The following is a 20,808-nucleotide window of genomic DNA, read 5'->3' as shown; positions in this document are numbered from 1 at the left end:
CCATGTCGAGCATCGCTAGACATCTCCATAGTTCTCAACATGAAGAGTTCCGTCTATACATCGTTAACACCTTAAGCAAAATTATTTCTAAAACAATATCCCGGTGCAAACACAAAATCCCCCGACAAAGGCGACTATGGAGACCTCTCGTTGCTTCGATCACTCGTGGTGGGTGTTGTGATTTCACTTGTACGTTGATTGATGAAGCTTTACCTGTTTAAATTATGATTTTCTGTTTTATCATTTATTAATCTAAAGCTACAACAACCATCTCGAACGAAAGTGAGAGATCTCCATAGTTCTCTACATGAAGAGTTCCGTCTATACATCGTTATAACCTTAATAAAAATCATTTCTAAAACAATATCCCGATGCAAATACAAAATCCCATAATAAAGATGACTATGGAGACCTCTCGTTGCTTCGATCACTCGTGGTGGGTGTCACCTGCCATGTCGAGCATCGCGAGACATCTCCATAGTTCTCAACATGAATGGTTCCGTCAATACATCGTTAACACCTATATCTGGCCCTATGCACTAAAACAAATCATAGTACAATTCTCTAAAGTACGGATTTTCTTTTTCTATTAGCGCATACTTTTTCAATCGACTATATTTTTTTATCTGTTTTTCCCTAGCCCTTGATTCATAGAAGTCTTCCCCACATTCATAGTAAACCAACTTTGTAATATTATATTTTGCTGTATGACTGTATGGATTTACATGGTTCTTATGCTCCCAAATTCTCTTTTTTAGATCATCAGTATGGCCTACATAAGTTCTGTCATTGCTTTTATTAAGCAAGATATATACGTAATACATAATATCCTCTTTTACTATATATAATCCCTATCCTTCATCAGCTCTAGGGTCACTTGGAGGGACTTATAGAGGCTTGATATTGGCAAAAATTCTTTATTTGAGTGGAAGTTATGGGCTCCTGTGAAATAATTTGGAGTAAAAATCCCTACTGTAGATAAGAACGACCCATCAGTGCCCCCACGCATAGGAATAATTTTTGGCTCTATTTCTAGTCTATCGAAGATTTCCCTTAGCCTTTCTACTGCAATTTTATTTCCTTCATCCATTGAGTCGGCTATATTGGCGTAAACATCTTTTATCTCAATTTCAATTTCAGCTTTTTTATACCTTTCCTTTAGGAGATTAGTAATTTTATATAAATAATCCTTACTTGCTTCAAATTTTGCCCTACTGTGATTTCTTATATTAAGTTCTAGGCTTAGATTCAAAACATCAGAATTTATATCAGTAACCCACACATAGCCTTCCCTATTTTCAGTGTTTTCTGGCATCTTTGCCCTATCAAGCATGGCTATAAAGTCATGAGCTATCATGATTGGATTTACTAAATTTCCCTTTGCTGACATTGGGTGGGCAGGTACGCCTTTTATTTTTAAAGTCCCACTTGCTGCGTTAAAAGTTTCATAAATTAGTTCTCCAAGCTCGCAACAATCTATAGTGTAGGCGTAATCTACCTTAAACTTGTCAAAATCGATCTTTCTTGAACCCCTAAGTCCAATTTCCTCATCTGGTACAAAGGCTATATATATTTCTGCGTGGTCTATATCTGGATTTTCTTTTAAAAACCAAAGAGCTGTCATGATATTTGCTATAGCCGCCTTGTTATCAGCTCCTAGGACTGACGACCCGTCTGTAAAAATTATGTCATCGCCGATATAAGAAAGGACTTCGGGATTATCCTTGGTAGAAAAAACCACATCTCTCCTTAAGTTTATATCCTTGCCATCATAAGCTTTAATAATTTGTGGGTGGATTTCATCTGAAAGACCGACATCCACAGTATCAAGATGGGCAACCCAACCAAGTTTTTTTGTTTTATCTCCTCTTTTAGGAAGTCTCGCCTGGACAACCCCGTATTGGTTTATGCTAATATCGTCTAAATCAAGTTTTTTAAGATCAGATGCGAGTACCTTGCCCAAGGCTAATTGTCCTTCACTTGATGGCACTTGCAAATTTCTATCATTGGACTGACTTGGAATAGCCACATATCTTAGGAAATATTCTACTAATTTTTCTTTAATTACCTTCTCATTCATAATCTTCCCCTATATCAAATTTCTTAGATAAAAAACCACAGCATAGCTGTGATTTTTTTCGTTTTATCTGTAATTTTATAGACCAATATCCAAACTTTGGACTTTTTTGTCGTAGTCTATATAATAAAGTTTGCCCTTGTAAACCCTATAGCCATAGGATTCTAGATCTTTTTCTACGACATCTCCTGTTAGATAGTTTATTATATCCATTTTAAAGAGGTATTTGGTGTCGTCAAATTTTGTTGGCTCTTGGATTATTAGATTTTGTCCAATTAGGGTCATCCTCTTGTCATCATTAATTGTATATTTTTCACCCTTTATTTCGATTTCATTGCCCTTTGATTTGAATATTTCATAAATAGCTTTGTCTTTTTCAAAGTGTTTAGATGATAAAAAGAAGCTTGCCTCAGTATTTTCTTCTACAAGTTTTGCTTTCTGGTCGTAGCCTTTTTCTAAATCTAGTTTATAGAGATTAATCTTTTGATCATCTTTCATTTTTGTAAATAAAATTTCCTTATCACTTATACCCTGACCAAGCAAACTTTCGTTTGACTTTGTATGGGTCGCTTTGAAAACTTCTAGCTTGCCAGTTTTAAGGTCAACAACCCCAATACCAGATTTTTCTGATACAAAATCACTATTTTTCTTCATATCGTAGTTTTCGTAATACTGGTATCTGCCGTAGATTTTATCATCTATCATGGCTAATGGATAGAAGGTCTCGCCTTCCTTAAAATCATACATGAGTGTAAGGTCTTGACCGTTAATTTTCTTTATAGAAAATTTCTTGTCTATGGCTGAGCCTACCACAAAAATATTGTTTGAAAATGGAACGTAGTCAATATAATAGCCGTTGTTATCATCATCTTTGTCATCCAAAGCGCTGATAACTTTGCCATTTCTTACAGTTACTAAAGAATAATAGGAGAAGAAATAATCATCTGCTGTGAGGGCTTTCTTTTTCTCTTTTTCATCCTTGCCAGACTTTGCCTTATCTTTTTTCTTTTTGGACTTCTCCTTTTTGGATTTTTCTAAGTCTTCTTTCCCATCTTCTTTTGAATCTTCTTCATCTTTTTTTGGTGAAGATTCGACAGAAATTACGTCTTTTTTTATCTCATCTTCTGGGTAGGTCCTATTTATATCTTCATCTTCATTTTCATTTTCGTCTTCATTTTCTTTTTGATCATCTTGCTTATCTTCTTCATCTGAAGCTTGATCATCTTCTGTGTTCACATCTAACTTGGCTTGATTTAAAGCATCCTTCACTCTTGGGTCATCTAAATCTTTCCCCTCACAAGCCACAAGCCCTAGGGCTAGCAAAGTTAAAATAAGTATTTTTTTCATTAGTCACTCCTTAAAGATTCTATAGCTGATAACTTTGTTGCTCGCTACTTTCCTTACCACTTCCAAAATGAACACCATCCAAAGACTTAATCAGAGCCTTCCCTACTTGTTGTTTTTATAATCAAGAATTTCTGTTAAGCTCTTCTTCCTCTCTCTTAAAATGTGGGTTTAAATTTTCCATATAGAGTTCATATTTTTCATGATCAACAACCACATCTAACTCTCCAATGCTTTCGAATACATTATCTTCGGTGAATTTTTTCTTGAAATTATATAAGCCATCGCTGCCGTCAGTTTCAAATATTCCACCCATGTCATAGTAGCTGATATTATGGTCGATACAATATTTGATTTCCTCAAAGTTAAGCTGGTAATTTTGACCCATACTCTTGTAATCATCATTAGACCCGCCATAAAGCGATGTGGCCCTATTGCCGTAGCATAAAAGAAGGGACGAACAAACTGGTTCTTCTTGGTAATAGCCGACAGATAGTCTAATTTCATCTTTGAAAAGCTCGTATAGAGTTTTAAAATATTCATAAGGTCTATGGCCAATTTTTGCCCTTACAGCTGTATCTTCGATTTGTTTATAGAGAATATCTATACCATCTTCTGCTAGGGTTTTTGTAAAAATCCCATCCCTATAAGATTTTTTAAGATGTTTTCTAGTATTTTTACTAAAGCTAGATAGAATCTCTTCTTCGCTCCTACCATCTATATCTAATACCATGTTTAGCAAAGGTTGGCTGGACCTGGTCTTATCTCGTCTAAAATTAAGGCCATGTTCTTCAAAAGATTTTTCTAGACCCTCATCATGTGGCAAGTAAGGGTCTATCCTTAGTAAAAATCCGTCATTAGACCTAGCAAAGTCGCTTGCTTCTTCTATGAGTTTGCAGAAATCCTCAACATTTTTAGGGTCGCAAACTGGTCCCCTTGGCCCATAGAAAAAGTTTTTACCTACACTTTTATCCTTGATGTATATAACAGATAAGCCTGCTTTAATATCGCCTGCTTCTTCTATATAAAAATATACACTCTCCCAGCCACTTTTAAGCTCTGCCCATCTAATATCCTGTTGGAAATGACCATATGGAGAATTTTTAATAAAGTTATTATATTTTTTTAATAAATTTTTATTATCTTTATCTAATATCATTTGTATTCCATTCTAAATTCAGTGTTTGGTATATAGTCTAACACTTACCATTATTTTATCACATGCCCCATACCTTTACAATAGTTCTAATTTAATTATATCATGAAATTTATTAAATCTACATTTATTTATGTAAGTTTTGATAGAAAAAAGACCTGGTTTAACCAAGTCATTGTTAAAAATAAAATATTTCTTCCTTCCCATTCCTAAAATCCCAGAAGACTTCCCTATAATCACCTTCATAGATGCCGAGAATCTTATCCATGGACATGGATTTGGGTTGTATATTTTTAAATTCTTCATAATCCATCCAGAAGAGTTTGCCTTCCCTATTTTCCTCTACCAATTCTCCATCAAAATCAGTAGTTTCATAGATAAGACCCACATCTTTTCCTTCATCAGAAATCCATGTAATGATTCCGACTAACTTCGGATTTTTTATATCAAGGTTGGTTTCTTCCTTGGCCTCTCTTATAACAGAGTCTACAAAAGATTCCCCAAATTCAACCTTACCACCAGGAAAGGTAAGTCCTTCCCAACCGTATTTTTTTACCTTATCAAGAACTAAAACTTGACCGGTCTTTTTATTATAAATTTTTACCATATTCATTAAAACTGTTTTCATATCGCACTCCTTGTGAGATTATATAGCAAAAGAAAAATGCCTGCAAGTATAACCCCACCCAACACATGGAAGTTGGGGTCAATAAGTCACAGGCTTTTTTTATATTTAAAGTCTTTCTAGACTAATTTTAATTTCCTTATCGTTAAGTTCGATTGGATTTACATCTAAGTTTGTTTGTTCTAACTTATCTGCCAGAGTTTCTTTTTTGATATCTTCTGCAAACTTATCAAGGGACTTAGCTAAGTCTGCGTCAGCGTCATAGGAAATATTTATCCTATCAGTTACCTCAAAGCCAGAATCCTTTCTTAGGTTTTGAATTTTTGAGATGAATTCTCTAGCATAACCTTCGTCTTTTAGGTCTTCGGTGATTTCTGTATCAAGGATAACAAAGACATTGCCGTCAATTTCTACATCGAAACCTTCCTTGGCTGTTATTCTTATATCTAGGTAATCTTTGCTAACTTCAAATTCTTCCCCACCGATTTCTACCTTAACAGGGCCCTCATTTACCTGGTCTATAAAGGACTTAGCATCTGTATTGGCAAGGTATTTAGCAAAGTCATTTACCTTTGATTGGAAAATTCTACCTACAACTCTGAAGTCTGGTTTTAGGAAATAATCCATGAAAGCTGAAAGATCATCTTCGAAATCAACTTCCTTAACATTTAATTCTTCCTTAATCAAACCAAGAAGATTTTCAAGTCTTTCCTTATAAGATCCATCTACAATTATCTTTGAAAGTGGTTGACGTACCTTGATTGATTCCTTTTCTCTAGAAGCACGACCAAGGTTTACAATCTTTCTTACAAGGTCCATATCAGCCTCTAACTTGGTATCTATTAGGCTTTCATCTACTTGTGGTAAGATTTCTGTGTGAACAGTCTTTCCTCCAGTTAATTTTTGGTAGATTTCTTCTGCCAAGAATGGTGTAATTGGCGCAATTAACTTAGATAGGGCAAGAAGAACTTCATAGGTTGTCTTATAAACGCTCTTCTTAGAATCTGTTAATTCTTGAGACCAAAATCTCTTTCTATTACGTCTGATATACCAGTTTGAAAGATCTTCAACTACAAAGTCAGAAATTTCGTGAACTACCTTATTATATTCAAAGTTTTCCATTTCTTCATAATAAGACTTGATTAGGGAATTTAATCTAGAATATAACCAGCGGTCAATTCCGTCTACTTTTACTCCCTCAAATGATTTGATATCAGCTAAAGTGAGTCCATCTGTGCCTGCATAGAGACTAAAGAAGTTATAGACATTTTCAAAAGTCCTAAAGAAGTTGTTTTTAACTTCAACAAGGCCTTTTTCGTCAAACTTAGTTTGCATCCAAGCTGGAGAAACATAGAGAGAATAAAATCTCACTGCATCTGCCCCATACTTATCAAAAAGTGCAAAAGGATCAAGGGTGTTGCCTCTTGATTTTGACATCTTTTGACCATTTTTGTCTACTACTAAGTCATTTACAAGGACATTTTTGTAAGGTGCCCTACCCATGGTAATGGTTGAAATTGCCATTAATGAATAGAACCAACCCCTAGTTTGGTCGATACCTTCGCAGATAAAGTCTGCTGGGTAATATCCTTTTTCAAAAAGCTCTTTATTTTCAAATGGATAATGTAGTTGGGCAAAAGGCATAGCTCCAGAGTCAAACCAAACGTCTAATACGTCTGGTACCCTAGTCATAGTGCCACCACACTTGTCGCACTTGATGTGGACATTGTCTACATATGGTCTATGAAGTTCAATATCTTCTGAAATATCTTCGATTGCACGCTCTTTAAGTTCAGCACGACTTGCAACTGTGTCTGTATGGCCACACTCGCATCTCCAGATATTTAGAGGTGTTCCCCAATATCTTGACCTTGAAATTGCCCAGTCTTTTACATTTTCTAGCCAGTTTCCAAATCTCTTATCACCGATAGTTTGTGGGAACCAGTTTACAGTCTGGTTATTTTCTACCATCTTGCCTGAGAACTTGCTCATTTCGATGTACCAAGATGGTCTTGCATAATAAATCAAAGGTGTATGGCATCTCCAGCAGTGTGGATAGTTGTGTTCCATTGTTTCCTTGGCAAAAACTTTTCCTTCTTCTTGTAAATGTCTCCAGATTTTTTCATTTGTATCAAAAACAAATTCACCCTTCCAAGGAGTTTCTGTAAACCTACCTTCAAGGTCAACTGGTTGGATAAAGTCTAGATCGTATTTTCTGCAGGCTTGGTAGTCATCCTCACCAAAGGCTGGTGCGATGTGAACTATACCTGTACCGTCTTCTGCTGATACATAATCAGCAAGGATAACCTTAAAGGCCTTGCCTGGTTGAGTCTTAACATATGGCATCAATTGCTCATATTCCAAAAGCTCTAGGTCTGTTCCCTTCATTTCTTCTACTACTTCATAGTCTCTCTTATCCATGAGTTTTGCCATCAAAGATTTTGCCATGTAGTAATAACAATCATCTTCCTTGTCAAAGACTTTTACATAGTCAAGGTCAGGATTAACAGCAAGGGCAAGGTTTGATGGAAGAGTCCATGGTGTAGTTGTCCAAGCTAGGAAATATTCATTGCTAGCTCCCTTTTTCTTAAACCTAACTGTAAGGGTGAGTGTCTTTTCAAATTCATAACCCTGGGCAACTTCGTGGCTGGCAAGACCTGTACCACATCTTGGGCAGTATGGCATTACCTTAGCACCCTCATAAATATAACCCTTCTTGAAGGCTTGGTCTAATAGCCACCACTCAGTTTCTATGTAATTATTATCCATAGTTACATATGGGTGGTCCATATCGTAAAGGAAGGCCATCCTGTCTGACATGTCTCTCCACATATCAGAATATTTCCAAACAGATTCCTTACATAGGTGGTTGAATTTTTCTATACCATATTGTTCAATATCGTTTTTATCGTGAAAACCTAATTGCTTTTCAACTTCGATTTCAACTGGCAGACCGTGGGTGTCCCAACCAGCTTTTTTTAGAACCTTGTATCCTTTCATATTTTTATAACGGCTGGTCATATCTTTTAGGGTCCTTGCTATAACGTGGTGGATACCTGGCTTGCCGTTAGCTGTTGGAGGTCCATCGTATATTACGTATTCATCCGCATTTTCACGTGTCTTGAAGGTTTCTCCTAAAAGGTCAATTTCATTCCAATAATCTTTTAGTTTCGCTTCCCTAGATTTAACATCTTTGGAATTGACTTCTTCAAATTTTAAGTCGCACATATTTTTTCCTTTCTAATAAAAAAGGACCGTCCATACAGACGGTCCACTTATTTCCTAGTTTGCTCTTAAGGCTTGGCATTCCTGCTAGGCTAATTGATTCACCCAGCAAACAATAAAGATGATTTTCATTTATATCCACCTAGCATTCTCACCAACCATGCCTCTCTGAAAGTTTTTTATAAATTACTCTTCTTTATATAGTCATTATTCTTACTCTAATGTACTGTTTTACCCGATTTTTGTCAAATATGTCTTATAATCTTAAATTTTTCTAGTGTATAGATATTAAAGTCATCTACATTTGCCAAATCCTTGGCATCTTCAAACATCTGGTAGTCTGTTTCGTACTCTTCCCTAAAAACAATCACAGGATTATTGGCATAGGAAAGAAGGAGTCCAGAATAAACTCCAAAATCTTCGATATTTTCGATTTGCTCTACCTTATTTATTTCTAAAACCTGGATATAAACATCATCAAGGTCAGATAATTTAAGGGCAAAAGCATTGTCAAAGACCCCTAAATTTACCACTTCGTGTATAATATCTAGGGCGATATTGGCCCTGGTTGGGTAAATTGAACCTGACCTTTCGTGCCTATCACCCTTGCTAATTTGTATCAAAACTCCGTTGTGGTTATCCTTAAATTCCTCGTCGTACTCATCAAGGTATTTGCCTGTTTCAAGGTAATATCTCAATGAGTCGTAGGCTAAATCTACAAACTTATCCTTAAGCATCTAAAAGTCCCTCTATATCTTTCGCAATATTGGCTGGTTTTTTCATTGAATCGTATCTTTTGACAGGCACTCCATCCTTGCCTATCAAAAATTTTGTGAAATTCCACCTAATTTTTTTAGATATTTTACCAGAAATTTGATCTTTTAGATAAGTGTAAAGTGGAGCTTCATTTTCTCCATTTACTTCTATTTTATCAAAACGATCAAAGCTTGTTCCGAAGTTTAATTCACAGAAATTGTTAATTTCTTCGATTGTGCCAGGTGCTTGGCCTGCAAATTGGTTGCAAGGAAAATCTAGGATTTCAAAACCCCTATCCTTGTATTTTTTATAAAGTTCTTCTAAACCATCATATTGCTTGGTAAAACCACATTTGGTCGCAGTATTTACTATTAATAAGACCTTGCCCGCATATTTGTCTAGGCTAACGTCTTCGCCCTTATCATTTTTAACTGTAAAATCATAAATTGTTGTCATAATAACTCCTCACCTTATATAAGCATTATACAGCTTTTTAGATGAAATTCAGTTTATATATTTTATAATAAAAAACCCAGGTTAAAGCCTGGGTCATGTTTAATAATCAAAGACTGGTACTGATGAACCTTTTGTTGTTTCTTCAATTATTTTTGCAGTTTCTGCTGTTTGGTAATAATTTTCTACCAAGTCTTTTAAGGTAGCGCTGTTGGCATTTTCCTTTAGGCAAGCTACTACATTTACATAAATTGCCTTAGCTGGATCCTTATAATCTTCAAGGAAAATAGCATCTCTAGTTGGGATAAAGCCAGCATCTACTGCCATTCCTGAGTTTATAACTGCTATATCAGAATCATCCAAGCTCCTTGCTGTTTGGGCTGCTGATAATTCTATAATTTCGAGTTTTTTTGGATTTTCTTTTATATCTGCAGGAGTTATGGCATCTCCCTCCTTGCCGTTAACTTTAATTAGGCCAGCAGATTGGAGGAGGAATAGGGCCCTAGCTCCGTTTGATGGGTCATCTGGTATGGTAACCTTAGCTCCGTCTTTGAGATCTTTTATATCTTTTATTTTAGATGAATAGATACCAAGTGGAGCTATAGCTGTATCGCCTATAGAAACTATATCAGAACCAGATGCTTGGTTGAAATCTTCTAGGAATTTTTTGTGTTGGAAGGCATTTATGTCAATATCTCCAGCAATTAGGGCCTCGTTAGGTTCTCTGTACTCAGAAAATTTAACTATTTCTAATTTTTTACCAGTTGCCTTTTCAAATCTTTTGGCAACATCATCCCAATCTTCATTGTTTTCACCAATAAGTCCAAGCTTTATTACATCCTTATCCTTAAACTTATCTTCACTAGCTGCTTCTGTCTTGGTTTGTTCTGAGGCCTTTTCAGCCTTTGCTTCTTGGTTTTTTGCTCCACAAGCTGTAAAACTTGCTAAAGCAAGTATTGCTATTAAAATTTTGCTAATTTTTTTCATATTTTTTCCTTATTCTTTTCTTTTTTAACTTATTCTTTTCTTATTCTAACTTTTTTAAAAACAAGGGGCAATGAATCGCAAAGCGCTTCGCTACTTTGCAAGTCGGTATCTTGTTTATTATAAAATATCAAAGTTTTGTTCTTTTCTTTTCTATAACACCACTGCGAAATCCCCATACAAGGGGATTTCTCGTTCATATAAAGCCAGCCTTATTTTTTCTAAACAAGTCTGGGAATAAATCGCAAAGCGCTGCGCTACTTTGCGACCCACTTTTTTACCCTAAATTGTTTTTCAAAGTTTGGGTATTTGGATTTTCCTTACACCGCTTATAAATCCCCATACGAGGGGATTTAACGCTCATATAAAACCTCACTTGTTTTTTCAAAACAAGTGAGGCAATAAATTGCAAATCGCTTCGCTAATTTGCAAGTCGGTATGCCGACTTACCAAGCAGGTATCCATGCTCCCTTGGTTATTCTTTCAAAGTCTTTTTTTGTTTCTTCTGTTTGGTAGTATTTTACAAATTCCTTGTAGGCTGCGTTGTTTTCGTCTTCTTTTCTTGCTGCTATTAGGTTGATGTATTGTTTTACTGAGTCACTCTTTGGATTTTCTACGTAGATTCCTTCGTTTTTGTCTAGGCCTGCGTCTAGGGCGAAGGTGTCGTTTACTACTGCGCAGTCTACGTCATCTAGACTTCTTGCTGTTTGAGATGCGTCCATTTCTACAATATCAAGCTTTTTAGGATTTTCTTTTATCTTATCTACTCCAATTGTATCTCCAGGTTCGCCTTCAACTTTAATTAGGCCTGCATCTTGAAGTAGGAATAGGGCTCTAGATCCGTTTGATGGGTCGTTTGGTATAGCTATTTTTGCCCCTTCTTTTATGTCTTCAAGTTTTTTAACCTTATGAGAATATAGGGTTATTGGTGCAAGCATGGTATCTCCTATAGATACAAGGTCGCTTCCCTTATCTTCATTAAATTCTTTTAGGAATTTATAGTGTTGGTAGGCATTTAAGTCTATATCTCCAGCAAGGAGGGCTTCATTTGGTTGAGCATAGTCTGAGAATTTTACTAATTCAACAGTATTGCCTGTTCCCTTTTCATATCTTTTGATAACTTCTTCTAATACTTCGTTGTATTCACCAACAACACCTATTTTTATATGGACTGGGTCAGTTGATTTTGCTGTTTCTCCTGCGTCCTTGCTTTCTGTCTTGGCTTCTTCTTTTGGAGCTTCTTCCTTCTTTTCCGCTCCGCTTCCACAAGCTGTTAAAGTCACTATCAAGCCTAGTGCTAGGGCTATTTTGCTAGTTAATTTCATTTTCTTCTCCTTTTTATTTAGCAACATTCCAACAAATTTATATGAAATCTCTCTCAAGATGATTTCCCTAATGACTTGTCTTTCTAATTAAGTAATTAGCTATACCTTGGATAAGGTAAACTACAATTAAAATTAGTATAACTGATACTATTACGACATCGTCTTTGTACCTTTGGTAGCCAACGGCTATAGCTAGATCGCCTATACCACCAGCTCCAACAGTACCAGCCATAGCAGTAAGGCCCAAGAGTGAAATTAGGGTGATAGATGAAACCCTGATTAAACTTGGAAGTCCTTCTCTAAGGTAAACTCTTGTAATAATTTCTACAGGGCTAAGTCCCATAGCTTCTGCGGCTTCAACCTTTCCACTATTAACATCTGCAAGGGCTTGTTCAACCTGTCTTGCAAAAAATGGAACTGCAGAAAATGTTAAAGGCACAATAGCTGCTGTAGCTCCTATCCTTGTTCCTATTATAGCTTTGGTAAAGGGAGCTATAAGGGCTAATAAGATTACAAAGGGGATGGCCCTAAAGAGGTTGGTTAATTTGTCTAAGATACTGTAAAGAATCTTATTTTCTAAAATCCTATCCTTGTCTGTAACTACCATTATTACGCCCAAGATTAGTCCCAGTAGTCCTGCAAAAATTGCAGATATAATTAGCATATATAAAGTTACTTTAAAATCACTTATAATCCTGTCTTTTATTGATAGGGAATAACTAAAAAATCCCATCCTTACCTCCTAATATTTCTAAGTTTGTACCCTTATCCTTTAGATAAGTGCTTACTTCTACCAACTTATCGTCATCGCCCTTAAAGCTTACGATTAAGTTACCAACTGGTGTTCCATTGATAAATTCTATATTTCCTGCTAGGATATTGGTCCTAACTCCAAATTTTTCAAATAATTCATTGATGATTGGTTCTGTAGTTGATTGGCCCAGATATGATAATTTGGCTAGGATTTCATCATCCTTGAGGATGCCTAAATTGGATTTAACTTCTTCTATAGTTTCAGAAATATTTGTGGAAGTCTCCACAAATTCCTTTGTGAGTTTGTTTTTTGGATCTGAAAATATGTCTAAGGTTGAACCACTTTCTATAACCTTGCCATCTTGCATCACTGCACATTTGTTGCAAAGGTCTTTTACCACGTCCATCTGGTGGGTGATTATTACTACAGTTAACCTTAGCTTGTCGTTTAAGTCCTTAAGCAATTTTAATATTTGCTTGGTTGTCTTTGGGTCTAGGGCACTTGTAGCCTCATCACAAAGTAGGATTTCTGGATCAGAAGCCAAAGCCCTTGCTATGGCACATCTTTGTTGCTGGCCACCTGATAATTCACTTGGATAAGCATTAGCCTTATCCTTGATTCCTACTGTTTCTAAGAGGTCTAAGGCCTTTTTTCTTTTTTCTTCCTTACTCAAAGACTTATCTTTTTTTATTGGAAATATTACATTATCTATAACTGTAAGATTGTTTAGAAGGTTGAAATGTTGGAAAATCATGCCAATCTTTTTTCTTCTTGCCCTTAAGTCCTTATTTGATAAGTCTAGGAGGTTTTCTCCGTTAATTAGGACTTGGCCCTTACTTGGTCTTTGGAGGAGGTTTATGGTCCTAACAAGAGTTGACTTGCCAGCTCCCGAAAAACCTACAATCCCAAAGGTGTCTTGCTCTTTAATTGTCAAACTAACATCATCTACTGCTTTGAATCCATCAAAGTCAACTGTTATATTTTTTAATTCTATCATTTATCGCTCTCTTTCAAAAAATCTATAGCAAACTTAATTGCAAGACCTAGTGCATAGTCAATCGCCCTTTCATCTAGGTCAAATTTTGCTGTATGAAGGTCGCTTGCCTTTCCCTCCGCTTCATTTCTAGTACCGAAATTTACGAAAATTGTGGGGCAAAGCTTGGAATAACCATAAAATGATTCTGAAATCCAAAGCTTAGGACTTGCTATTAAAGCATCTTCATACAAGCTTTTAAGACTTTCCTTAACTTTCTTCGCCAAGTTTTCATCATTGATAACTGGTTCTGCCACAATTTTGCTATAGTCGTTAAAGACTACAGAACAACCGTGGGCTTTTGCAGTTAGGTCTGCAATGTTTTTTAAAAGCTCAAGGGCCTTTTTGCCTTCATCTAGGTCGAAAAACCTTAAAGTTCCTTTAACATTTGCCCTATCGCAAATCACATTGGCAGCAGAGCCTCCATTGATAGCTCCAATTCCCAAACTCACAGGCTTTTCCAAATCCAACTGGTTATTCCAAGCTGAATTTAGGCCCGTAATAATGTGGGCTGTTGCTATTAGAGGATTGACTGCCTTGTCAGGTCTTGAACCATGACCACCCTTTCCTATTATATCAAAGTCAACTCCTGCACACCCTGCATAGGCAGGGCCTTCTATAATAGAAAATTTCCCAACATCTAGGGCTGGACTTTGGTGGTTGCCGTAAACTGCGTCAAGGCCCTTATCTTTTAAATGCTCTAGCATTGCATCAATGCCTGCTCCAGTTTCCTCAGCTTCTTCAAAAATAAGATAAATCTTACCACTTATTTCATCTGCCAAGTCTTTGAGGATTTTCCCTGCAATCACTGCCACAGTCATATGGCTATCATGACCACAAGCGTGAGATACGCCAGGATTTTTGGATACAACCAGCTTTTTCTCTTTGAGATTGTAGGGGTCTTCTTGGATGGCAAGACCATCTAAGTCGGTTCTGATTCCAAGAGTCTTGCCAGGCCTACCTGTATCAAATAAGGCTGTGAAACCAGTTGAACCCGGCACATCTTCCACAACAAAGCCCAACTCTTCGCACCTTTTTTTAAGGTACTTGCTTGTTTCAAACTCCTTGCTTGACACTTCTGGGTTTTCGTGGAGGTATCTGCGAGTTTTTATTATATCTTCTTTATTTAATTTTATTGCTTGATTTATTTTGTCTCCTAAGGTCATTGTTGCTCCTTTTTCGTAAAAAAATAACGTCCCATATTCCACATAGGAATATAAGGACGTTTAAATCGCGTTACCACCTTATTTTATGCTTGGTCACCCAAACATACACTCATCAAGTACAAACATACTCTAATTCTATAACGGGAATTCCCGTACGGATCTCATATCGACCCATCCCATCCAAGGCCATCTTCATCTAGTCGCCTCTTTGCTCCTTTTCACCAACCGGAGCTCTCTAAAAAAGATTCTTCTAAACTACTCTTCTTGTCATATGGTTTTTTAAAACTTTTATCTCATTGATAATGGTATAATACCATTTAAAAATTTTCCTGTCAAATCTTTTTTTATTTTTCATCTGGAAGGCTGATTTTATCAAGGATATGGTTAAGCTTGGCAATAGCAATTCCATAATTTGTCATGGCAGTGCCGGCTTCTTTTGCTTTTTCCACCCTAGATAAAACATGGGTCCTATTAAACATACATGAGCCACAAGCTATAATTAGGTCATATTTTTCATAGGCTATTGGATCATTTCCCCTAGCAAAATCTATATTTATATCTGGGTGAGTTCTCTTTATAAGCTTTGGAATCTTCACACTTCCTATGTCTTCATCTACCGGAGGATGACTGCAGGCTTCGGCAATTAGAATATTTTTTATATTCCCTTCCAAAACCTGGGCTGATTCTACAAAATATTCCAAATCGCCCTTAAAGGCTGAAAATAAAACTGAAAAGCTCGTAAGTTTTACATCGCTTGGTTTTTTCTCGTAGACTTCCTTAAAGGCCTGGCTATCGGTAATTATTAAGTCAATTTTATTTAGGCTCTTAATGGTTGTTTCAAAATTAGAAAGGTCAGTGCAAATAGCGCTTGCCCCCTTATCGATAATTTCCCTGATAGTCATCACCTGGGGTTTTATAAGCCTATCCTTAGGTGCTGCCGCATCTTGGGGCATGACAAGGACTACCATGTCACCTTTTTTGACCAAATTTTTGGTTATAGTAAGGTCTTCTTTTTTGTAAAGGGCTTTTATTTTAGAAAAAATTTCATCCCTTGATTTGGTGGATGAAAGGTCTACACCAACTGGATTCTTCTTAGCAAAGTCTTTTAGAATTTTTTCTCCATCCCCAGTATCTATCTTCATTGCCAAGTAGATTACGGGTTTGTCTTTGAATTTTGGAATAATTTCTAGATCATCACCAGGACTTAAAACGTAAAGAAAAACATCCACCTTGTCTATTTCTGCAAGAGTTTTTTCGTATCTTTCCTTACCGAGCTGAGTTTCATCAGCTGTTCCTGCTGTGTCGATAAAAACGACTGGCCCAAAATCGGTTATTTCCATGGCCTTTCTAATTGGGTCTGTAGTTGTTCCTTCAATCGGAGAAACTATGGCTGTATCTTGGCCTGTTAGGTAATTTAAAAGGGTAGATTTGCCTGAATTTGTCTTGCCAAAAATGCCTATATAGACTCTTTCACTAAGGCTTGTCTTAGATATAGATGTCACGTTGACCTTCCTCAACACGTTTGATATTTTCCCTAGTATTCTCCCTCACTTCTGGATTTGGGATATTTTCTAGTTCTCTTTTTATTAGCATATCAGCATTTGCTGCTGTTTTTTCACTCGCATAGTCAACAGCGTATTCCTTTAGGGTCACAAGGGCGTTTGGATGGCAGATATTACCTATACCATGTTTTTTGACCATGCCCATGAAGACTTCACCTGTCCTGCCCTTCCTATAGCAGGCTGTGCAGAAGGATGGAACGTGATCTTTTTCGATTAGCCAGTTTACAACCTCATCAAGAGTCCTGTTGTCAGCTAGTTCAAATTGGTCACTTCCCTTGGTTTCATGTTCTGTATAGCCACCAACAGATGTCTTTGATCCACCAGAAAGTTGGCTAATTCCTAATTCTAAAAGCCTATTTCTCATAGCTTCTGACTCACGAGTTGAGACAATCATGCCTGTATATGGGACAGAAATCCTGATGCAGGCAACAAGTTTTGCAAACATATCATCTGACAAGGAGTTGTCAAAATCATCTGGGTCGATATCGTCAGCCGGTTGGATTCTTGGCACAGAAATTGTGTGAGGTCCAACATTAAAACGAGCTTCCATGTGCTCAGCGTGCATGAGTTGGCCGATAAATTCATATTCATAAGAATCAAGTCCGTAAAGCACTCCCATGCCCACGTCATCAATACCACCTTCCATAGCCCTGTCCATGGCTTCTGTGTGGTAGGCATAATTTGATTTTGGTCCAAACTTGTGGAGGGCTTCGTAGTTTTCCTTGTTATAGGTTTCTTGGAAGAGGATATAGGTACCAATCTCAGCTTCCTTAAGCTTCCTATAATTTTCTACAGTTGTAGCTGCTATATTAACATTTACACGCCTAATTGCCCCGTTTTTGTGTTTGATATTATAAATTGTATGGATAGACTCAAGTATGTAGTCAATTGGGTTATTTATTGGGTCTTCTCCAGCTTCAAGGGCTAGTCTCTTGTGGCCTTGGTCTTGGAGGGCAATTACCTGCTCTTTGATTTCTTCTTGGCTTAGTTTTTTCCTTGGAATGCTCCTATTTTGACCATGATAAGGACAATATACACAACCATTTACACAATAATTTGACAAATAAAGGGGTGCAAAAAGCACTATCCTATTAGCGTAAAATTTGTGTTTTAAGTCCTTGGCAAGTTTAAATATTTCCCCATTTAGGTCATCTTCCTTGCAGGATAAAAGCACAAAAGCTTCCCTGTGGCTAAGGCCCTTGGCCTTTCTAGCCTTTTCTAGAAGCTCTGTGATTAATTTTCTATTGTGAGCGTTCTCCCTGCCGTAGGCAAGGGTCTCTAAAATTTCTTCGTGATTTATAAATTCTTCTGCATGTGTACTTGCAGGATCGTATTTTGTCATTCTTTCCTTCTTTCTTTTCTATGTCCATTTATAATTATAATACTTTTTTGGTCAAATTTAAAATAAAATCAGAAAAAAATTAGATTTATTCTAATGAAGTCAATAAAGAATCTTTATAAAATAAGGTATAATAGTCATGTTATCATCTGCCCTCAGGGTGAAGGGAGGTGGTTCTATGAAAATTATAGTTGACTTCATTCTTGAAGTTTCGGTGCAAGGCAAGCCCCTCCGGCTCAGTGAGGAGTTGGTAACTATTTGTACAAGTGGCTAAGCTCTAAGAGAACTAAAGAAGATGATAATTAGCCCAAGAAAACAAAAAGACGAGCTGCAGACTCGTCTTTTTTGTTTGGTAATTCCATGATTTATAGTTGACTTCATGGTTACCATCATTATACCTACTAATCGTATATTTTCAATTCCTTATTAATTTGAAAAGACGAGTTGGGACTCGTCTTTTCTTGATTCTATGAAAGTGTTCAACTTCATGTGAACATTATACCTCTTAATCCATGTCATTAAATATAGGTTTAATTATCATTTCCCAAAATCAGATACATCTCCCCTATCGTCCACAACCTGATAGCCAAAGGATGCGATTTCTTTTTCGAGCTGTTTTTTTGCCTCTGCTGCTTCAAGACCTGTGTTCAACTTGTTATCGTAAAGGTTGTAGGCTTTTTTGGCTTCCTTGGGACTTAGGTTTGGCATCAACACATTAGCTCCTGCCTTTAAGCCCAATTCCCTGCCCTTAGGATTTACTGTACCTAGGGCTGTAGTTGCTGGGATTAAGGCGTAGGGGAAAACTATCCTCAATATGGCAACAAGCCTTAGAGTTTTTGCAAACGACCCATTTTTAAAATCCATGAAGGGCGTATCGTGGCTTACGAGGTATGGCCCAATGCCTACCATGTCTGGCTCCAGTTCTTCAAGAAATCTGATGTCTGCAATCAAATCCTCTGTCTTTTGGTAAGGGCTTTCAACCATAAACCCACCCCCAACTTGGTAGCCAATTTTTTTGAGATTGTAAAGACATTCTTGCCTATTTTTTAATTTCATTTCTTTTGGATGAAGCTTATCGTAATGGGCGGGATTTGAACTTTCTTCCCTTAGTAAATACCTATCAGCCCCTGCATCAAAAAAGGCCTTATAGTCTTCGTAAGATCTCTCTCCCAAAGAAAGGGTAATCGCCACATCTGGGTACCTTAACTTGATAGATTTTAAGACATCAACCATAAAGTCTTGGCTAAACTTAGGATCTTCCCCACCTTGCATAACAAAGGTCCTAAAACCAAGCTCATAACCGAAGCTAGCTGCACTTAGGATTTCTTCCTTGCCAAGCCTATAGCGATTCACATGGGCATTAGATTTTCTTATCCCACAGTAGTAGCAATCATTTTTACAAATGTTAGAAACCTCTATTAAGCCTCTGAGGTAGACCTTATTGCCGTAAACTTGCCTGCGAATTACATCAGCCCTTTGAGCTAAAATATCGGTCATGGACTCATCTTCTATCCATTTTTTTAAAGTTTCGTCATCTATGTGGTTAATTTCTCTTTTTCTCATATGACCCTCTTCTTGGTAAAAAAATTAGGAGGTCATAGGACCTCCATCGGGTTTGGTAAAATAAATTCATCTATAATATACCCAAAACTTCCCTTTTTGCAATATTATTTTTCATTTCTTAGCAAATTATAGGGAAATTCATAGGAACGAGGTCTTGGCAGGTAGGTTTTTATAGGATTTTCAAGTTTGGCTTCTAGGTCATCTTGCCAGCCTTTTAATATCTTAAGTCTCTCTTCCCTTTCAGGTGTTTTTGCTATATTTCTCAAAGCCTCTCTCTCATCTAGGCCAAGATACCTACCCTTGATTAAATTATTAAGAAGGATTATTAGCTTCTCGTATTCATCAATTTCACGTTTTTTAAGATAAGCTATAATAAAGTCTTCATCCCTCTTGCTTACATTTCTCTTGCCATGGTAGGAAGAAATTTCACCTGTTACAAAACCATGACCAAGGGCAATCCTTGCTGGATAGAAATAAGCCTCAAACCTCAAAATCCTATATCCTTCCATCATATGGGCCATATCCCTATATCCATAACCCTTGCCTAGGTCATGCAGACAACCAACTGCATAGGCTATTTCAGGATCCAAGCCAAGCTCTCTGGCAATTTTTTCGCTGGTTTTGCCAATTATGTGGCTGTGAATTATCCACTCACCTGGACATTTTTTAAAAGCCTCGTCCAACATATTTCTTACCTTGTCTTTGTTTGGTATATTCCCAAATCCATCCTTATACATAGTCCACCATCCCATATGCATGGTCAATTTCTGACCCAATTTTAAAATCCACTTGCTTTTCACTCTCTTTATAATAAAGTCCAACTCCTTGTTGAGACCTTATCTGATTTTTATAAATCATTTTTACATAGGAAATCCTACCCTCATCAAACCCAGGTATTTCCTTGATATAATCAAAGTAAACTCCGTTGTTTACATGGTGGTTTCCATCATAGTCTGCCCTTCTAATAGCAATTTCTTTTACCTTTTCGTAAACATCTGGCTTTTTATAAGCTCTTCCGGAGTAGGTTTCATCACTTTGCCCATAGGCCTCTAAGACTTTGCTATCAATTATTCCTACCCTTTGTTTTTCTTTGTCAAAAAGGATAAAGGTGGCCTTGGCTTTTGCAAAAATCTCCCCATCTTTTTTTACCAAAAAATTCCTGTAGGCATAAAACCTCTTCATGTGGGTGGGAATAGTTGTGATTTCAATGTCAAATCCTTCTCTAATTTGCTTTATAATTTCAATATCCCAACTATAAAGTAGCCAAGTTTTGTCATCCATCTCAGCTAGGTCTTTTTCGATTTCCCTAGCTTGGCTAAAGGCAAGATCGACCATCAAACCTGTAAGGCTTCTGAGGGTAATTATTCCATTTTCATTTGTAAACATAGACCTAACCTTGTAGGTTTTTGTATAATCCATAGGTCTCCTAACAAAAAAGGGCAGCAA

18 protein-coding genes and 1 other annotated feature are annotated in these 20,808 nt (G+C 36.8%); all 18 genes read right to left on the bottom strand.

Annotation, left to right across the window (positions count from 1 at the left end; translation table 11 throughout):
- Window positions 1–539 precede the first annotated feature (539 nt).
- Window positions 540–824, bottom strand: a complete 285-nt coding sequence (locus tag HMPREF1630_RS04265; protein ID WP_004826730.1) for a GIY-YIG nuclease family protein — start codon at window positions 822–824, stop codon at window positions 540–542.
- A gap of 14 nt (window positions 825–838) precedes the next feature.
- Entirely contained in the window at window positions 839–2,080 is a 1,242-nt protein-coding gene (gene pepT / locus HMPREF1630_RS04260) for a peptidase T (protein WP_081931868.1), read from the bottom strand.
- Between the two features lie 75 nt (window positions 2,081–2,155).
- Window positions 2,156–3,424: a hypothetical protein gene (locus tag HMPREF1630_RS04255; RefSeq protein WP_037327395.1), complete on the bottom strand. Its 1,269-nt coding sequence runs from the start codon at window positions 3,422–3,424 to the stop codon at window positions 2,156–2,158.
- Window positions 3,425–3,545: 121 nt separating this feature from the next.
- Window positions 3,546–4,580, bottom strand: a complete 1,035-nt coding sequence (locus HMPREF1630_RS04250; RefSeq protein WP_037327393.1) for a lipid II:glycine glycyltransferase FemX — start codon at window positions 4,578–4,580, stop codon at window positions 3,546–3,548.
- A 175-nt stretch (window positions 4,581–4,755) separates the two neighbouring features.
- Window positions 4,756–5,205, bottom strand: coding sequence for an 8-oxo-dGTP diphosphatase (locus HMPREF1630_RS04245; RefSeq protein WP_037327390.1), 450 nt, complete (start codon window positions 5,203–5,205; stop codon window positions 4,756–4,758).
- 105 nt (window positions 5,206–5,310) lie between these two features.
- On the bottom strand, window positions 5,311–8,430 hold the full coding sequence (gene ileS, locus HMPREF1630_RS04240) for an isoleucine--tRNA ligase (protein ID WP_037327389.1): 3,120 nt from the start codon (window positions 8,428–8,430) through the stop codon (window positions 5,311–5,313).
- Window positions 8,431–8,672: 242 nt separating this feature from the next.
- On the bottom strand, window positions 8,673–9,164 hold the full coding sequence (locus HMPREF1630_RS04235) for a hypothetical protein (RefSeq protein ID WP_037327387.1): 492 nt from the start codon (window positions 9,162–9,164) through the stop codon (window positions 8,673–8,675).
- Window positions 9,157–9,639 carry a glutathione peroxidase gene (locus tag HMPREF1630_RS04230; protein WP_004826741.1) on the bottom strand — a complete coding sequence of 161 codons (483 nt, stop codon included), beginning with the start codon at window positions 9,637–9,639 and terminating at the stop codon, window positions 9,157–9,159. The genes HMPREF1630_RS04235 and HMPREF1630_RS04230 overlap by 8 nt, the downstream gene beginning before the upstream one ends.
- A gap of 99 nt (window positions 9,640–9,738) precedes the next feature.
- Complete coding sequence (locus HMPREF1630_RS04225) at window positions 9,739–10,623, bottom strand: MetQ/NlpA family ABC transporter substrate-binding protein (protein ID WP_037327382.1); 885 nt, start codon at window positions 10,621–10,623, stop codon at window positions 9,739–9,741.
- A 443-nt stretch (window positions 10,624–11,066) separates the two neighbouring features.
- Window positions 11,067–11,945 (bottom strand): MetQ/NlpA family ABC transporter substrate-binding protein, encoded by an 879-nt coding sequence (locus HMPREF1630_RS04220; RefSeq protein WP_037327379.1) that lies wholly within the window; start codon window positions 11,943–11,945, stop codon window positions 11,067–11,069.
- A 67-nt stretch (window positions 11,946–12,012) separates the two neighbouring features.
- Entirely contained in the window at window positions 12,013–12,678 is a 666-nt protein-coding gene (locus tag HMPREF1630_RS04215) for a methionine ABC transporter permease (RefSeq protein WP_037327378.1), read from the bottom strand.
- The gene (locus HMPREF1630_RS04210) at window positions 12,665–13,696 is read right to left on the bottom strand and encodes a methionine ABC transporter ATP-binding protein (RefSeq protein WP_037327377.1); all 1,032 of its coding nucleotides are present in this window, start codon (window positions 13,694–13,696) and stop codon (window positions 12,665–12,667) included. Before HMPREF1630_RS04210 ends, HMPREF1630_RS04215 begins: the two co-directional genes overlap by 14 nt.
- On the bottom strand, window positions 13,693–14,898 hold the full coding sequence (locus tag HMPREF1630_RS04205; protein ID WP_037327376.1) for a M20 metallopeptidase family protein: 1,206 nt from the start codon (window positions 14,896–14,898) through the stop codon (window positions 13,693–13,695). Before HMPREF1630_RS04205 ends, HMPREF1630_RS04210 begins: the two co-directional genes overlap by 4 nt.
- A gap of 49 nt (window positions 14,899–14,947) precedes the next feature.
- Window positions 14,948–15,178 (bottom strand) — a binding site (T-box leader).
- A gap of 64 nt (window positions 15,179–15,242) precedes the next feature.
- Complete coding sequence (hydF, locus tag HMPREF1630_RS04200) at window positions 15,243–16,400, bottom strand: [FeFe] hydrogenase H-cluster maturation GTPase HydF (RefSeq protein ID WP_037327374.1); 1,158 nt, start codon at window positions 16,398–16,400, stop codon at window positions 15,243–15,245.
- On the bottom strand, window positions 16,384–17,802 hold the full coding sequence (gene hydG / locus HMPREF1630_RS04195; protein ID WP_037327372.1) for a [FeFe] hydrogenase H-cluster radical SAM maturase HydG: 1,419 nt from the start codon (window positions 17,800–17,802) through the stop codon (window positions 16,384–16,386). The genes hydF and hydG overlap by 17 nt, the downstream gene beginning before the upstream one ends.
- A 534-nt stretch (window positions 17,803–18,336) precedes the next feature.
- Complete coding sequence (gene hydE, locus HMPREF1630_RS04190; RefSeq protein WP_037327371.1) at window positions 18,337–19,362, bottom strand: [FeFe] hydrogenase H-cluster radical SAM maturase HydE; 1,026 nt, start codon at window positions 19,360–19,362, stop codon at window positions 18,337–18,339.
- 104 nt (window positions 19,363–19,466) lie between these two features.
- On the bottom strand, window positions 19,467–20,099 hold the full coding sequence (locus tag HMPREF1630_RS04185; RefSeq protein ID WP_052039363.1) for an HD domain-containing protein: 633 nt from the start codon (window positions 20,097–20,099) through the stop codon (window positions 19,467–19,469).
- Window positions 20,092–20,781 (bottom strand): acyl-[acyl-carrier-protein] thioesterase, encoded by a 690-nt coding sequence (locus HMPREF1630_RS04180; RefSeq protein ID WP_037327370.1) that lies wholly within the window; start codon window positions 20,779–20,781, stop codon window positions 20,092–20,094. The genes HMPREF1630_RS04185 and HMPREF1630_RS04180 overlap by 8 nt, the downstream gene beginning before the upstream one ends.
- Window positions 20,782–20,808: the final 27 nt, after the last annotated feature.

Source organism: Anaerococcus lactolyticus S7-1-13 (assembly GCF_000758765.1).
Lineage (GTDB): Bacteria > Bacillota > Clostridia > Tissierellales > Peptoniphilaceae > Anaerococcus > Anaerococcus lactolyticus.
The sequence above is the reverse complement of the archived record's forward strand: the minus strand, read 5'-3'. Positions and strand labels throughout refer to the sequence as shown.

Excerpts from the sequence above, each read along its gene's own strand:
- HMPREF1630_RS04265 (WP_004826730.1), bottom strand. The coding sequence starts at position 824 with ATGTATTACGTATATATCTTGCTTAATAAAAGCAATGACAGAACTTAT.
- pepT (WP_081931868.1), bottom strand. The coding sequence starts at position 2,080 with ATGAATGAGAAGGTAATTAAAGAAAAATTAGTAGAATATTTCCTAAGA.
- HMPREF1630_RS04255 (WP_037327395.1), bottom strand. The coding sequence starts at position 3,424 with ATGAAAAAAATACTTATTTTAACTTTGCTAGCCCTAGGGCTTGTGGCT.
- HMPREF1630_RS04250 (WP_037327393.1), bottom strand. The coding sequence starts at position 4,580 with ATGATATTAGATAAAGATAATAAAAATTTATTAAAAAAATATAATAAC.
- HMPREF1630_RS04245 (WP_037327390.1), bottom strand. The coding sequence starts at position 5,205 with ATGAAAACAGTTTTAATGAATATGGTAAAAATTTATAATAAAAAGACC.
- ileS (WP_037327389.1), bottom strand. The coding sequence starts at position 8,430 with ATGTGCGACTTAAAATTTGAAGAAGTCAATTCCAAAGATGTTAAATCT.
- HMPREF1630_RS04235 (WP_037327387.1), bottom strand. The coding sequence starts at position 9,164 with ATGCTTAAGGATAAGTTTGTAGATTTAGCCTACGACTCATTGAGATAT.
- HMPREF1630_RS04230 (WP_004826741.1), bottom strand. The coding sequence starts at position 9,639 with ATGACAACAATTTATGATTTTACAGTTAAAAATGATAAGGGCGAAGAC.
- HMPREF1630_RS04225 (WP_037327382.1), bottom strand. The coding sequence starts at position 10,623 with ATGAAAAAAATTAGCAAAATTTTAATAGCAATACTTGCTTTAGCAAGT.
- HMPREF1630_RS04220 (WP_037327379.1), bottom strand. The coding sequence starts at position 11,945 with ATGAAATTAACTAGCAAAATAGCCCTAGCACTAGGCTTGATAGTGACT.
- HMPREF1630_RS04215 (WP_037327378.1), bottom strand. The coding sequence starts at position 12,678 with ATGGGATTTTTTAGTTATTCCCTATCAATAAAAGACAGGATTATAAGT.
- HMPREF1630_RS04210 (WP_037327377.1), bottom strand. The coding sequence starts at position 13,696 with ATGATAGAATTAAAAAATATAACAGTTGACTTTGATGGATTCAAAGCA.
- HMPREF1630_RS04205 (WP_037327376.1), bottom strand. The coding sequence starts at position 14,898 with ATGACCTTAGGAGACAAAATAAATCAAGCAATAAAATTAAATAAAGAA.
- hydG (WP_037327372.1), bottom strand. The coding sequence starts at position 17,802 with ATGACAAAATACGATCCTGCAAGTACACATGCAGAAGAATTTATAAAT.
- hydE (WP_037327371.1), bottom strand. The coding sequence starts at position 19,362 with ATGAGAAAAAGAGAAATTAACCACATAGATGACGAAACTTTAAAAAAA.
- HMPREF1630_RS04185 (WP_052039363.1), bottom strand. The coding sequence starts at position 20,099 with ATGTATAAGGATGGATTTGGGAATATACCAAACAAAGACAAGGTAAGA.
- HMPREF1630_RS04180 (WP_037327370.1), bottom strand. The coding sequence starts at position 20,781 with ATGGATTATACAAAAACCTACAAGGTTAGGTCTATGTTTACAAATGAA.